This window comes from Gimesia sp. (assembly GCF_048262075.1).
Classification (GTDB): Bacteria; Planctomycetota; Planctomycetia; order Planctomycetales; family Planctomycetaceae; genus Gimesia.
In genome coordinates, this window is the sequence record NZ_JBLXFK010000001.1 from 935,532 (window position 1) to 949,518 (window position 13,987).

16 protein-coding genes and 1 tRNA gene are annotated in these 13,987 nt (G+C 49.5%); 8 read left to right on the forward strand and 9 right to left on the reverse strand.

Annotation, left to right across the window (positions count from 1 at the left end):
- Positions 1-8: 8 nt before the first annotated feature.
- Entirely contained in the window at positions 9-1,457 is a 1,449-nt protein-coding gene (locus ACN0YH_RS03445) for a right-handed parallel beta-helix repeat-containing protein (protein WP_417378148.1), read from the reverse strand.
- Between the two features lie 100 nt (positions 1,458-1,557).
- Positions 1,558-2,262: a hypothetical protein gene (locus ACN0YH_RS03450; protein WP_417378149.1), complete on the reverse strand. Its 705-nt coding sequence runs from the start codon at positions 2,260-2,262 to the stop codon at positions 1,558-1,560.
- A gap of 218 nt (positions 2,263-2,480) precedes the next feature.
- Between ACN0YH_RS03450 and ACN0YH_RS03455 the strand changes: the two genes are divergently transcribed.
- The 8 genes from ACN0YH_RS03455 (at position 2,481) to ACN0YH_RS03490 (ending at position 9,254) form a co-directional block, all read left to right on the forward strand.
- Positions 2,481-3,386, forward strand: coding sequence for a YihY/virulence factor BrkB family protein (locus ACN0YH_RS03455; protein ID WP_417378150.1), 906 nt, complete (start codon positions 2,481-2,483; stop codon positions 3,384-3,386).
- A gap of 151 nt (positions 3,387-3,537) precedes the next feature.
- On the forward strand, positions 3,538-4,917 hold the full coding sequence (locus ACN0YH_RS03460; RefSeq protein WP_417378151.1) for a DUF1501 domain-containing protein: 1,380 nt from the start codon (positions 3,538-3,540) through the stop codon (positions 4,915-4,917).
- Between the two features lie 73 nt (positions 4,918-4,990).
- Positions 4,991-5,230 (forward strand): hypothetical protein, encoded by a 240-nt coding sequence (locus ACN0YH_RS03465; RefSeq protein ID WP_417378152.1) that lies wholly within the window; start codon positions 4,991-4,993, stop codon positions 5,228-5,230.
- Between the two features lie 81 nt (positions 5,231-5,311).
- Positions 5,312-5,848, forward strand: a complete 537-nt coding sequence (locus ACN0YH_RS03470) for a SelL-related redox protein (RefSeq protein WP_417378153.1) — start codon at positions 5,312-5,314, stop codon at positions 5,846-5,848.
- A 102-nt stretch (positions 5,849-5,950) separates the two neighbouring features.
- A complete protein-coding gene (locus tag ACN0YH_RS03475) occupies positions 5,951-6,991 on the forward strand; it encodes an NAD-dependent epimerase/dehydratase family protein (protein WP_417378154.1) in 1,041 nt (346 codons plus the stop codon).
- A gap of 48 nt (positions 6,992-7,039) precedes the next feature.
- Positions 7,040-8,101, forward strand: a complete 1,062-nt coding sequence (locus tag ACN0YH_RS03480) for a dihydrodipicolinate synthase family protein (RefSeq protein WP_417378155.1) — start codon at positions 7,040-7,042, stop codon at positions 8,099-8,101.
- A gap of 327 nt (positions 8,102-8,428) precedes the next feature.
- Complete coding sequence (locus ACN0YH_RS03485; protein WP_417378156.1) at positions 8,429-8,812, forward strand: GlsB/YeaQ/YmgE family stress response membrane protein; 384 nt, start codon at positions 8,429-8,431, stop codon at positions 8,810-8,812.
- 358 nt (positions 8,813-9,170) lie between these two features.
- Positions 9,171-9,254, forward strand: a tRNA-Leu gene (locus tag ACN0YH_RS03490).
- A 60-nt stretch (positions 9,255-9,314) separates the two neighbouring features.
- Here ACN0YH_RS03490 and ACN0YH_RS03495 read toward each other — a convergent pair.
- The 7 genes from ACN0YH_RS03495 to ACN0YH_RS03525 form a co-directional block, all read right to left on the reverse strand.
- Positions 9,315-10,280, reverse strand: a complete 966-nt coding sequence (locus tag ACN0YH_RS03495; protein WP_417378157.1) for a tyrosine-type recombinase/integrase — start codon at positions 10,278-10,280, stop codon at positions 9,315-9,317.
- A 224-nt stretch (positions 10,281-10,504) separates the two neighbouring features.
- Positions 10,505-10,759 (reverse strand): hypothetical protein, encoded by a 255-nt coding sequence (locus ACN0YH_RS03500; protein ID WP_417378158.1) that lies wholly within the window; start codon positions 10,757-10,759, stop codon positions 10,505-10,507.
- Positions 10,756-11,217, reverse strand: coding sequence for a helix-turn-helix domain-containing protein (locus tag ACN0YH_RS03505; protein ID WP_417378159.1), 462 nt, complete (start codon positions 11,215-11,217; stop codon positions 10,756-10,758). Before ACN0YH_RS03505 ends, ACN0YH_RS03500 begins: the two co-directional genes overlap by 4 nt.
- Before the next feature lie 37 nt (positions 11,218-11,254).
- Positions 11,255-11,485, reverse strand: a complete 231-nt coding sequence (locus tag ACN0YH_RS03510; protein WP_417378160.1) for a helix-turn-helix domain-containing protein — start codon at positions 11,483-11,485, stop codon at positions 11,255-11,257.
- 208 nt (positions 11,486-11,693) lie between these two features.
- Positions 11,694-11,924 (reverse strand): hypothetical protein, encoded by a 231-nt coding sequence (locus tag ACN0YH_RS03515; protein ID WP_417378161.1) that lies wholly within the window; start codon positions 11,922-11,924, stop codon positions 11,694-11,696.
- Between the two features lie 148 nt (positions 11,925-12,072).
- Positions 12,073-13,320: a hypothetical protein gene (locus ACN0YH_RS03520; protein WP_417378162.1), complete on the reverse strand. Its 1,248-nt coding sequence runs from the start codon at positions 13,318-13,320 to the stop codon at positions 12,073-12,075.
- A gap of 404 nt (positions 13,321-13,724) precedes the next feature.
- A complete protein-coding gene (locus ACN0YH_RS03525; protein WP_417378163.1) occupies positions 13,725-13,976 on the reverse strand; it encodes a hypothetical protein in 252 nt (83 codons plus the stop codon).
- Positions 13,977-13,987 lie beyond the last annotated feature (11 nt).

The following is a 13,987-nucleotide window of genomic DNA, read 5'->3' on the forward strand; positions in this document are numbered from 1 at the left end:
TGAACCAGTTACTCCTCTGATTCTCTTTCCAGCGCCCCCAGGTCTTTCAACGATACTGTGGGGCGTTTTTCGATTCCACGCGGACCTTTGAACTGCTGTGTGACTGGGAAGTTTTTTTGAATCGCAGCCGTAAGCGGACCGGCTTTGTTAAGGCAAGCAGATTTTGCCGTCAGAAAGAAGAGATTCTTCGCTTCATCCTGAAAACCAGGATCATCACCGGAATGGATTTCTGCTTCTGATTTCACATTCCCGTAACTGCTGGAATGGGCGGCTTTCCAGCCCGATTTGATCCAGTTATAGCTGAGGCCCGCTGTCCCCTTCTCATCCAGAATCGCTAAACTGCTGCCTGCATGCGTGGTAAATAAGATATTGTTGCGGCACTCCAGATGCTCGCTGTTGGTAGAGAGTCTTACCAGAGTTGTTGAGGATCGCCTGGAAACCATCGTGTTGTTATACAGAAACAGTGTTCCCTTTCGATAGGCACTTTCATCACCACTGTCGCCGCCATAGTGAATCATCTGGCTGTTGGAATCTTCTTCCAGTTTGACCAGCACATTTCCATACACGTAGCTGCTGCGATAGCGGGGATCAAAGCGAATGCTATCGCCGCCTTCGGAATCGACGAGATCCAGCTGGCGGTTTCCGCTTTCTATCCAGTTGTAGCGCACAACCAGTCCCGCCGAACGGTCTTTGAGGTTATTCCCCAGGCAGTTTTTTCGTAATGGCCCCAGGTAGTTCCCCTGAAACGTGATTCCCGCTGCCTCTGTGTAGACATTATGTTCGTAATAACTGTCGGCAATCCCGTTATGGTAGATCGAACAGTTCTCGACCAGCAGATCTTTAGTCTCATACGCTACGAACAGCCCATTGCCACAGTCATGCAGGTAGCAGTTACGAATCGTAATATGCTCCCCCTTTTCAATAAAAATGGCCGCCGCATTCTGAAAGTATTTCTGCAGCCCTTCCGAACTGAAATAGAAAAAGGAAGGACGCGCACTGCGAATATCAAGGTTTTCAATCACGATATAAGCGGGCATTGTATCTGCAGGGTCGCGAGCGCCACCAATCTTGATAACGCCTCGCTGTTCGCCCCAGAATCGTAACTGGGGACGCGTCATTGCCCGGCGCCCATCGAGAACAGGCAGCTCCCCTTTTTCCGAGGGAATGCCTTTGACGACAATCGGTTTCTCCTTAGTGCCACGACGACAGAGAACCCACTTGGTGTGATAAGGCTGAGCTCGCCAATGAATCTGCACTTCATCCCCGGCAACCAGACTTTCCCAGGGAACTTTCTCGACCAGGGAATATTTTTTGCCGGGGCCGACTTCGTAGACAGTCGCCTCGACTTCAGCAGTGAACAGACAAAACAGGCCGCAAGCAAGGCAGATAAGAATTCGAGAATAATCCTGGCTTCGCAGCCTGAGATACCGTTGATTCACACGATCAGGCTGATTCACACCACTTGATCCTTTCTGAACAATCCCGTCTTTGCCTGTGAAGCATGGGGATGCTCAACTCTCCGTCCCCGCTGATCTGTTCGTTTGATGTCGCGAAAGACTAATGAACCTGGGCTGGAACCCACTGCACTGGCCGGGCTCCCTGACGCGGTTGAGCGGAACTGGGAATCATAGCCGGGGCATGCAATAATGCGGGAGGAACCGATGACATTGGTTCTTCCGCAGCTGGAGCCGGTGCTGGTTTGCCCATCACACCTTTTGCTCCATTATGGGGAACCGGTGAGATTTTCTGGGGAACCACAGTGGCCGGTCCTGTATGTGGGGCGGTCTCTGGCGGTACGGACTCCTGCAAATATTCGCCTTCATAGGTTTGAGGCGTTTCGTAGGTTTGAGGGGTTTCATAAGCTTGTGGCCCCGAATAGCCCTGAGGCCCACAAGTGGGACAGCTGGACTGCGGAGCATAGCTTGGCGTGGGGTAGGATTCCATAGAACCATTGTCCCCGCCATAACTGAATGTTCCTGAAGTCATCATGCCGGGAATCGTACCACCAAAACTACTTCCACCACAGGGATCACAAGTATTGCAAGGATCACAAGACGAACAGGGATTACAGCAATGTTTCATCATTCGCTGAGCACGGTGCTTTGAAAGCTTGCATTTGATATCATCCATGAAATCTGTGGGGCCGTACATGGGACCGCTGCACACCATGCCAGTAGCAGGATCATAATATCCCGGACCCGCACAACCCGTCAGTGGCAGACAAAGTACAATTCCCGCAATCAGTTTGAGCAACGAATTCATTTTGAAAATCCGATTAATCTCTGTTCTTCAAATTTAGTAGTTTCAGTCAGTTCGGTGAGGGAGAACTTCTGATGCAAGTTCCCCTTATCACTGTCATCGACATTTCAAAATGTTAACCTTTAATGATTATAGGAATTATAACGAATTCGCTTCAATTATATTGAAACCACTCCAGTCACCCTAAAGTACGAAATCACAACACATAAGAATGGCCTGAAATGACAGAACAGGAACAGATACAGCTGGGAAAAATTGGGTTCCGCGCCATGTGGAAATTCGGAGGGCTGACTCCCTGGGACTTAATTATTCAAACGCTGAGAGGGTACAACAAGCACCAGCTCGGCGCCCACAGCGCGCAATTTGCCTATTATTCCATTTTCACACTTTTCCCCTTACTGATTGTCATCATCGGATGTCTCGCACAACTGCCGATTCAGGGCGTGATTCTGAGCATCGAAAATGCCATCAATCAGGGATTACCAAGTAATGTTTCCAACATGCTGTTTGATCAAATCTCAGATATACAACAGAAAACCACCCTTAGCCTGATTATCGGGGGGGTGTTTCTACTCGCCTGGGGGGGAATCCGCTTGTTTATTACGATGGAAAATGGCCTGGATTCTGTCTTTGAAGTCGAACATCGCAGATCATTTCTCAGATCGGGTGGATTGGCACTCCTACTGACGTTTGGAGTTCTGATTTTGTTGCTCACTGCATCCATTCTTCTGGTAGTAGGGCCTGAAATTGCCAGTCTGCTGATCGCAAATTTTCACTCCGCCTGGCTGCATCTGTTATTTTCTGCTGGCGTCCGCTGGTCTGTGGCTTGCGGTTTCATGTTGATTTCCACCTCAGTGATCTACTGGGCCGTCCCCAGTATTACGCTGCCTTGGAAGATTTTTACTCCCGGCAGCATGTTTGTCATCATCAGCTGGGTCCTGATGCTGCAGGGCTTTCGCCTGTATGTCGAAAATTTTGCCCACTACAACGAAACCTATGGCACGATCGGGGGATTCATTGTGCTGCTGGCATGGCTCTATCTGACCGGGGCAATCCTGATGATCGGTGGTGAAATCAACGGTGTGATCTATCGAGCTGCGAAACGGAAATCGGAACAAACTTCCTGATAGTCACTCAGCTCTCCCTGAGGAACTTGTTACCCGGGCCTGTAATTCGCCATAAATCAATGTGGTTCCTTATTGACGAAACCAGATCACGATCAATAAAATACACACATAAGAGAACTCTTATTTTTATTTCGCGCTAAGGATCGCAAATATGTTCCGCGTTGAATTTGGTAAATCAGGGAAGTACTGTGATGGCATCAGCAGACGCCATTTTCTACAGGCAGGGATCGCCGGGATGGGATCGGCCAGTCTCTCACAAATTCTGCACGCGAAATCGCTGTCCGAACAGGCGGGTGTGGAAAAGAAAGATACTTCAGTCATCCTACTCTGGCTGGATGGTGGCCCCAGCCACATGGATCTCTATGACCTGAAGCCCGAAGCCCCGAGTGAGTATAAGGGAATCTGGAATCCCATCCACACGAATGTACCAGGCATGGACATCACCGAAATGTTCCCGCTGCAGGCAAAATGTGCTGACAAATTCTCGCTGGTGCGTTCATTACATCATAACACCGGCGACCACTTTACCGGCGGCCACTGGATGCTCACCGGTCGTGGTGGCGTGAGTGGTGGTAGCACCCCCGGACGAAACCCTTCGATCTCGTCCATGGCGACCAAAGTCCTGGGCCCGCGGGATCCCAGCATGCCTGCTTATGTTTCGGTCCCCTATGCCTCCAGCATCGGCTTGCGACCGGGCTATTTTGGAGGAAATTTTCTGGGCGTGCAACATGACCCGTTTGAAACCGGATCCGATCCCAACAGCCCGAATTTCCAGGTCAAGAATCTGAACACCAATACAAGCCTGTCGATCGATCGTCTCAAAGAACGAAAAACTCTGCTGAAAAGCTTCGACCAGTTACGTCGCGATGTAGATCAGTCAGGCATGCTCAATTCCATGGATCGACTGGATCAGAAGGCCTACGAAATGGTGACCGGGGAAAAGGCCCGGCAGGCATTCGATCTGAACACAGAAGATAATGAGCTACGTGAAAAATATGGCCGAAACACCTGGGGACAAAGCGTCCTTCTGGCACGCCGTCTGGTCGAAGCGGGAACTACATTTGTTACCGTGCATTTTGGTGGTTGGGATCACCACTGGAATCTGCAAAGTGGAATGGATAGCTACCTGCCTCGCGTCGATCAGGCAGTGAGTGCTCTGTTTGAAGATCTGGCGCAGCGTGGCTTGAGTGAGAAGGTGCTCGTTGTACTTTGTGGAGAGTTCAGTCGAACACCACGCATGAATAATGGTGGTAACGGCGGTCCTCCACTCAGCAAGGGAACCCCGGGCCGCGACCACTGGGGGAACTCGATGACCTGCCTGATGGGTGGCGGAGGTGTTAAAGGCGGACGCATCATCGGTTCCACCAACCGACTGGGGGAAGCCCCCGCTGACCGACCGGTACGCCCCGGGCATATTCACCACACTATTTATCGTGTGCTGGGTATGGATCCTGAAACTTATTTCCCCGATCACTCAGGCAGACCCATTGCTGCCATCGACCACGGTGAAGTCATTCACGAACTTTTTTAAACCTCACAACAGTCTGTATATTAGAGTGTTTACCACACATCCTGAATCATGTTCTGGAAAATCACCGGAAGGTATGGCTCATTCCCGACAGCGATGGGTTCGATTCCTGTTACTGTTAGCCGCCGTCTGCCTGCTCTGGCTGGTCGTCTTTCCTCAGATCGCCACCATCCCGCAAGTGAAGGCAGAAATCGATTTTCTTGAAGAAAAACAGATTGATCCCACGGCCATGTTCTATTCTGACCTGGAAACGATCGAAGACACAGTGCAGAATATTTCGAACTTTCACAAGGCACATCCGGACGCCTTGTGGTAAGCTGGATAGAGACCTTCACTTCTGAACTGATCTTACGCGACAGTCTGATCAGGCTCATGATTCTCAAACCGAAAGTTTTCCATGGAATCCCCCCCGTTCCGAGAGTCCCTTTCCCGCTTTCCTTCTGCTCAGGGAAAAACGCTCATAGAGCTGTCAGATGACACTCCGGTACTGGTTGTTTTTCTCAGACACGGTGGTTGCCCGTTCTGTCGTCAGGTACTTGATCAACTGAAAGCACTCTCTGCTCAACTGGCGGAACGTCATCTGCAACTGGCCATTGTGCATATGATGGATGAAAAAGAGGCAACGAAATTGTTGTCCCACTACTCGTTACAGAACGTTTTCAGTTTCAGCGACCCGGAACGCAAGCTCTACGAACTCTTTCAGGTCAAACGCGGCAATCTGTCTGAGACCGTAGGCCCAGCTGTCTGGTGGTCCGGCTTTAAAACCACAATTCTTTCTGGTTACCTTCCCGGCATTCCAGGCAAGGATGTTCAACAACTGGGGGCCGCCCTGATACTTGATCAAGGCAAAGTCGTCACCAGTTACTTCTCACAAAATTCAGCCGACCTGCCCGACTGGGATCAACTCCTGGCCTGTGAGCTTCCCCGGGAATAACTTAACGTTGATTTCCAATTCATTCACGAACCTGCCATAATGCGGTAACGTGGAACAAACCTCGCTTTATTCAATTTCAACACTGATAGTTTCAGCCATATCATGACTACCGATTTCCCAGAGAAGATCAATCAGATCGAACAACTCGATGAACTCTTAAGCCGCCCCACTCCCCAGGTGATTCAAGCACTCCAGCAGACGACAGGAGATATTATTTTGCTGGGTATTGCCGGCAAAATGGGACCGACATTAGCCCGCATGATTCTACGTGGCGATGAAGCCGCAGGCATCAAAAGACGGGTGACTGGTGTTAGCCGCTTTTCTGATGAAGCCAGCAGACAGCCTCTTGAAGAACTGGGGATAGAGACCATCAAAGGGGATCTGCTCAATACCGAATTTATCAACAGCCTGCCCGACGTCCCCAATGTCATCTATATGGCAGGGATGAAATTTGGCGCCACAGGCAATGAGTCCCTTACCTGGGCAATGAACACCTATCTCCCCGCGCTAGTCTGCAACAAATACCAAAACAGCAGGATCACCGCATTCTCAACAGGTAATATCTATGGCCTGGTCCCGGCTTCCGGTCAGGGTTCGGTCGAAACAGACAAGCCTGATCCAGTCGGTGAATATGCAATGAGCTGCCTGGGACGCGAACGGATGTTCGAATACTTCAGTCGTACCCTGAATATCCCGATGACCATCATCCGTCTGAACTACGCTACCGAATGCCGGTACGGCGTGCTCGTTGATCTGGCATTGCAGGTCTACCACGAGCAGACGGTTGACCTCTCCATGGGTTATGTGAATGTCATCTGGCAGGGGGACGCGAATGCAATGACACTCTGCTCAATGCCCGATGCTGCTTCCCCCCCGGCATACTTAAATGTCTCAGGACCTCAGATACTCAAAGTTCGTGACATCTGTGAACAGTTTGGTAACCGGTTCAAGAAACAACCCAAATTTACTGGAATAGAGGCCGAAGATGCCTTGCTCAATAACGGTCAATTCGGACACAAACGTTATGGTACACCTCAGATCAATGTGGACCAGATCTTCGACTGGACTGCTGACTGGATTCAAAACGAACAGCCACTGCTGGGCAAACCGACGCATTTTGAATCGCGGAGTGGCAAATTTTAATCATAGCCTGTCTGGCATCAACGATCGATAGTTCAGGAATTTAGAACCGTGAATGCTTCTCTGATCACTGAAATTCTGCAGCAGGGAACTGCCATCCCCGCTCACCCTCTTGCTTTGACTGCTTCCCGTAAACTGGATGAGCGACGACAACGGGCACTCTCGCGTTACTATATCGCCAGCGGTGTCGGCGGCCTGGCCGTCGGCGTACATACGACGCAGTTTGAAATTCGTAATCCCGGCATTGACCTGTACCAGCCCGTTCTGGAGTTGGCAGCAGAAGAAATGAACCGTGCCGATGCGCTGCGCGAGAATCCCCTCCTGCGTGTCGCCGGGATCTGTGGAGATACAAAACAGGCAACCAGTGAAGCTGCCATCGCACGTGAAGCCGGCTACCATTTCGGCCTGCTCAGTCTGTCTGCCTTGAAAGACGCCGATCAAGACACTTTGATTCAACATTGTCAGGCTGTCTCGGAAGTCATCCCTGTATTCGGCTTCTACCTGCAACCCGATGTAGGCGGACGTCTGTTGCCATATTCCTTCTGGCGCCGATTCTGCGAAATCGAAAATGTCGCTGCAATCAAGATGGCCCCCTTCAATCGCTATCATACTTTGGACGTCATCCGGGCTGTTGCAGAATCGGGCCGTGAGGAGATAGCCTTATATACCGGCAATGATGACAACATCGTGCTTGATCTAGTCACGCCTTTTCGTTTCAATTCAGATGGGAAGCAGATCGAGCGTCGAATCGCGGGGGGACTGCTCGGTCACTGGGCGGTCTGGACCAGCAAAGCCGTAGAACTTCTCAAGGAATGCCAGCAGGTCGCAGCCACAAACTCGGATATCCCACTCTCCATCCTGCATCGCAACACCGAGGTCACTGACTGCAATGCGGTGCTGTTTGACGTTGCCAACCGGTTCCAAGGCTGTATCCCCGGCATCCACGATGTGCTGCGACGCCAGGGATTACTCGAAGGCACCTGGTGTCTCAATCCCAACGAGACTCTCGGCCATGGTCAGTTGGAAGAGATAGACCGCATCTATGCAGCTTACCCCCATCTGAATGATGATGAGTTTGTCGCAGCGAATCGGAGTGACTGGCTTAGTGGCTGATTCTTTTTCCGCAGTTAGAAACAGAATATTTCCCAACTTGGAGCAGTCAGTATATGAACTCTGCCTGTCATGACGGAAATCATCTCTGGAATTTTCATGCGCATTTAACAGACTCTGCTTCAAAGTTGCGGACTTCAAAGCACTACTTAACGCTACAAAACTTTAGGCTAAAATCAATTCGTTACTTGATTACCCAAGTTTCAGGCCGGGGTTGACGATAATGATAATAACAAGTAATAAAAGGCTCACTTCCAGTATACAAGCCCTTATCACTTCTACACTGTAAAGTTTTTACTGATAAGTATTTATCGACGAAGGACCGTCATAATGTTGGATGAGAATACCAGCCGAATCCTCCAGGAAGCCGTTAACGAGATGTTAGTCTGGGTAGGTTTTGGGACTCTGGTCGGTCTGGCTGCCAAAGCAATCATGCCGGGAAAAGATCCTGGGGGCGCTGTGAGCACTCTGTTGATGGGCATCGGCGGCAGCGTGGTCGGATGTGGGACTCTGATGTTTTTCTGGGATGGAGCCCGGGTCACTCCGATCAGTACATTTGGTTTTCTCGCCGCAACAGGCGGCGCCTTTGTCCTCCTGTTTTTCTATCGACTGCTCTCTGGTTCTTTTTTCTCTGAAGCCGAAGATGGCGAACGCTGGCTCCACCGTCGCCGCCGACGTCGTCGTGCCCGTGGTCTGGCGGACGAAACGTATTAAGCAGATTCCTTCATAATCTCTTAATTCCCGGTCAGAACAGAGACAGAAGTTCCCGGCTGCCGGGTCGAATTGAGGTTCATTCACAATCTTAATCCATCCCATATTTGCAGTCAGCCAGCAAGAGCGCATCACATTTAACTATCGTATCTCTCAATCGAATAGACTTGGGCCAAACAGCCCTGGAGTCGCTACACTAAAACTGTATACAGTCCAGGAGAGACTACCAACTTCTTGAAAAACATTTTTCGCATGACACGTGAGCTATAAATATTTCATCGGGCGAAGAAATGGCCGGGATTTTCCTGGTAAACTGGGTTGAACTGCATAACTTAATACGCTATATACTCTTAAACAGCATGGCCGAGTGGCGGAATGGCAGACGCACGGGACTTAAAATCCCGGGTCCGTAAAGGGCGTGTGGGTTCGAGTCCCACCTCGGCTACTATACAAACATGCCCTGCCAGGACTAAGAACGAAAAACACTGACTGCGTAGGACTTTCATTAGTTTGCCACCTTCACGCTGTCACCTTTAGTTCGGCCTAATTCGACATGGTCTGCAGCGCCTGTGGCATCACTTTTCACCGCCTTCTCAAAGTCAGTTTCCCTCACTAACAGGTAACTCTGTAGTGCAACTTGCGGACTATTCCCAAGCCAGCTCACTACCGTCTGAATCGGGAATTGTTCGAGCAGTTCAGTTTCCCGGCTGGAACGTAGATTCTGGAACACTTTCTGCCACGGAACCAAACCGGCTTGTGTGATAATCCTATGAAACCGAGTCCTCAGATTGTGACTATTCGGCCTGTGCTTTGTTATCACCTGCTGTGCGCCATCCTCTGCAGTTTCAGCACACTTGTATAAGTATGGTCGCAGCTCTGGGAAGATCGGCACAACGCGTCCTTCCTTACCTGCGTAGCGTTCTGTTTTAGGAGACCTGACATAGAACCGATCTTTCTCCCAGCAGATATCATCCCAAGTCAGAGCAAACGTCTCTGATGGCGTTCTGAGCCCTCCATACCTGGCCAGTGCGATAATCAGTTTCCATTCATCATCAGGACACTGAGCAATCACCTGTTCGATTTCTGCAGGCGTGACGTAATAATGTCGCACCCTGGTCGCCACGAATGCTGAAGGTACCCCCTCAAACGGATTCTTTAAGAGTAGTTCCTTGTCGATCCCCAAGTTAAGAAATGTCTTAGATACACCGCAGACTTTGCGAACCGTGTTTTCTGACAGATTCTTATTTATCAGGAACGCGCGAAACTCCTTTGCATCTGCTACGGTCAATGATTTTAACGGTCTGTTTTCGCCAAAATGATCAATCAAGTGTTTTCTGACTCCAGTATATTTCGCCATTGTGCGAGGCTTCACGTCACCTGTTCGCAGTTTAATAAAACTATCGACCAATTCTCCCAACGTGGAAGACTCCCGCGCGGCAATCAATCCGGCATTGGCTAATTTCTTGGTCATCTTCTGATCCAGGTTCGACACCCAAAGCGAGGTTACATCGTCAACCGCGTGGCCTGTGATCTGAGACGAAACCAGACGCTCTACATGCGACCGTATGGAATTCGCTGTCTTGATAGGTACCTTTCCAACTCTTAACGTCCTACGCCGATTTGACGCGTCGTAGAACTGGATAATCCTGTGACCGTTTTTATCTGTACTTACACTCGCCATAATTTCACCATCCTCTACTCCTGAGTTAATTCAATGTGCTTACGAAGCGAACAACGGCAAATCACGACGCGTTTGTGCTGGTCTGACTTCGCTCCCTTGTAAGGTCGTTTGCCTTTTCGTAAATAGCCGTCTTTGCACAGTTGGCGAACCGTGTTCTCGCAAACGTCCAAAAACTCAGCTGTATGCTTGAGGCTCATCAATCCCTCACAGCCAAATCGATATCCATATTCCGCATCAGCTCCTGTCAGCTCTTCTTTCTGATGATTCATTTTTTCGGTTTCCTTCTGGCAGTCTTTGATGATGCTCGCTGTTTCTTTAAATACTTCTCCAGCTCTGACCACTCAATACGGGGAGCAGTTCCGATGTAGATAACTGGCAATTCATCTTTGCTCACCAGCCTGTGAAGAGTTGTACGACTGATCTTCAGAAACTCAGCAACTTCAGCATATGTAGCCAGTCCGGGCTGGTCAGTAATAGTTGAGTCTAATTCACTGGTCTCAGTCTTTTGTTTTGCGTATTTGTTAAAAACCGGTTTCATCATTTCCCAGAGGTCAATAGCCTTTATCCACTGATCACCCACCAGCCAGCGGAATTCAAGACCATCGCGTTTCAACAGCTTCATTACCTCTTTGTCTGCTCCTGTGATTCTCATTATTTCACTGGCTGGATAGATGCAATTAAGATCGAGCTTTCGTAGTCCACTTGTATCTAGTTTAGTTTCGCTCATTTTGCCCTCCCGTCGTTTCATTTGATTTCACTCCCGGTCAACTTTCCAGGCTGGATAAGTACTCACGAAGCGACCGAGTACAGATTATCTTTTTCCCTCCCGGATGGTTACCGTGTCGGAATCGATTCTGTTCGATGTAGTTCCACACCGTGCGTTCACAGACACCAAGTGTGTCGCCTGCTTCCTTGACATCCATCACACCATCACAACCGAATCGATACCCATACTTTGCGTCAGCTCCAGTTGACTGTTCTTTAGGATTGCTCATTTTTTCGGTCTCCTTTTTGCAGTTTTTGATAATACTCTTTGCTGCCGATCCTAAGAACTTCGATCAATCCTTTCCGCTTCAGGGCTGTCATCAGGTCTCGCCCTATTCTCAGTAGATCCTGAGCATCAGTCTTTCGGTAAATCGATCCCAGTATGAAAGGCATAATCGGCTTGATTGGTTTCGGTCGGTTCATTGGGTTTCACTCCGATTATTTTTCTAGGCTAGATATGTATTCATTGAGGGACCTCACACAAACGACGTTCTTTCCGTCTGGATGTTTCCCATGTCGGAATCGATCTTTCTTCGTGTAACGATCGACAGTTCGCTTTGAAACGCCAAGCCGGTCTGCTGCTGCCTCGTAATCGATCACACCATTACAGCCGAAAGGATAACCATGTTTTGCATCTGCGCCTGACAACGCTTCTTTCTGTTGTTTCATTTCTTCTATTCCCATTTGATGAATGTTCAAGCGGCCGGACTATCCGATACTTGCCATTCTGCATAACGGGAAATGAAATATCATGCTGTTTTTCTGCAATTAGTAAGAAAACCCCAGCCCAGCACCGGCCAGACTGGGGAGAATCACGCTACTTCATCTCACTTAAAAATCGTTCAATCCGTTTTTCCCGCTGGTCAACATTCACTTGATGGATCTCGAGTCCATGACGTTTCAGCAGGTCAACCGCTGTCAGTGGCTGCCTGTCGTCTGAGGCATACCGGATACCCGACACCGTTACAGGATTCCCGCCCTGAGGGATGAACTGTTCCCAGTCTGCAACCGGGGTTCCTGCTGAAATTGGCTTCCGTTCTGCAGGCACTGTCTGAGGCTCTGGTTTCGCGTCTGGCTGGTCTTCTGTGGTTTCGGGACGAAATACCCGCAAGGCAGAATAAGCACGTTTACGCGACTTCTTGTTTGTTATCCGGTCGAGCTGCTGATTGAGTGTTTTGATGTACTCGGTTCGCTCTTTACGCCCTTCGATCATGTTGAATGCTTTAGGCATGTCGTACACGTCTGCAGGCTTCCAGCCATCAGGGAGAGAGATTTGCACGATACCGAAACCACCGACCGCCTCTACAACGGCATACCATGATTGCACGGTTCCATCTTGCGACCTGTTAAGAATCCTTTGATTTCCGCCAACGGCTGCAATCTTGGCAATCTCTTTATTTTTGACTTTCTGGAACAACGATGGCAATGCCTTCCAGCTTGACGATGCATCGTAATCACTGGGGATATCTACTAGGTAGATTGTTCCGAATTCCTTTTTACGTTCCTGGTCTTTCACCGGATCAGCTTCAACCTTTTCAGGCTGTGCTGGCTTCTGCTTCCACTCTGGTACAGCACTGATGGAGAACCCGATATAAAACCTGTGTTCTTTGTACTGGTCGTCAGATAAAGCCTGATTCATCGCTGCCACTTCGCGCCGGGCATCGGCAAGCATCCCCTTAATGGTGAGCTGTGCAGGGGGCATGTCGTGCGCGTCTACAGGCTTCCAGCCCAGATAGGCAGGAATCGAAACACTGATTACACCCTGTACCTCTGACCTTTTGCTGATCCTGATAAACCATGATTGAACAGTTCCGTCTGTGCTTTGCTTCAGAATCTCACGATTGAGCATAGTCGCGACTTCAACGGCAATTCGGCCATTGTTAAACCGCTTTGCATTGGGGGGAAGTGCGCTACCTGATTTTGGCTCCCAGTCAGCAGGAACGGAACACATATAGACCGGCCATTCTGCCAGCTCTGGCGGTTGGTCGTCGGTCTGCTGTGGCTGGTCAACTGGGGAAACGGTTTGAGCGTTACAGCTGCAAGAGGGGTTTTGTGTAGTGGTCATTGAGAACCACCTTTCCACGCACTGAGGACAGTACGTAAAAAAAGAGTGCCAGCTCTGAGCACTGCTTCTAAGGCGGTAAAGTGCCACCCGGAATCCCTCACGGAAATTCCACACTGCCAAGAGCTGGCGCTCCTGTTTACTTTATTGATTTTAGAATTTGTTACTTTACGCATATAGCTTTTAGAAGAAAGCAGTATCGCCCCGACTGCATCCCCTGTCAATATTGCATTAAGGGTTAATAATGCTTGTCTGTCCAAAAAACAGCCTGTACCATGAATAAACGCAAACGGGAAGCAGGCACGCCCCCTGGTTATTACATTGCTCGTCCGACCAGTTGATTTACTGAGTATGATGATCATTGCCGTTTCCATCCTGAACCAGAAAGGGGCCTCGATATGGTTGAGTTAGTTATCTTTTCCTATTTGCTGGCCTGTGCTCTGGTTTCTCTGCTGATATCCACCGAATATAAGCAACTGTGGTTTCTGTTTTGTTTCATTTTCAGCTTCCCGGGTTTGATGGTTCTGATTTATTTCGAGCATCGGAAAAGGGTTGAGGCTTCCCGTTTGGTACAGTGCAAACGATGTCGTAACAGTTTCCCCAGTGCTGAATATCTTTGCCCCTACTGTGGAGCAGACAGACCGCTGTAAAATCATCATTCCAGCCTCCC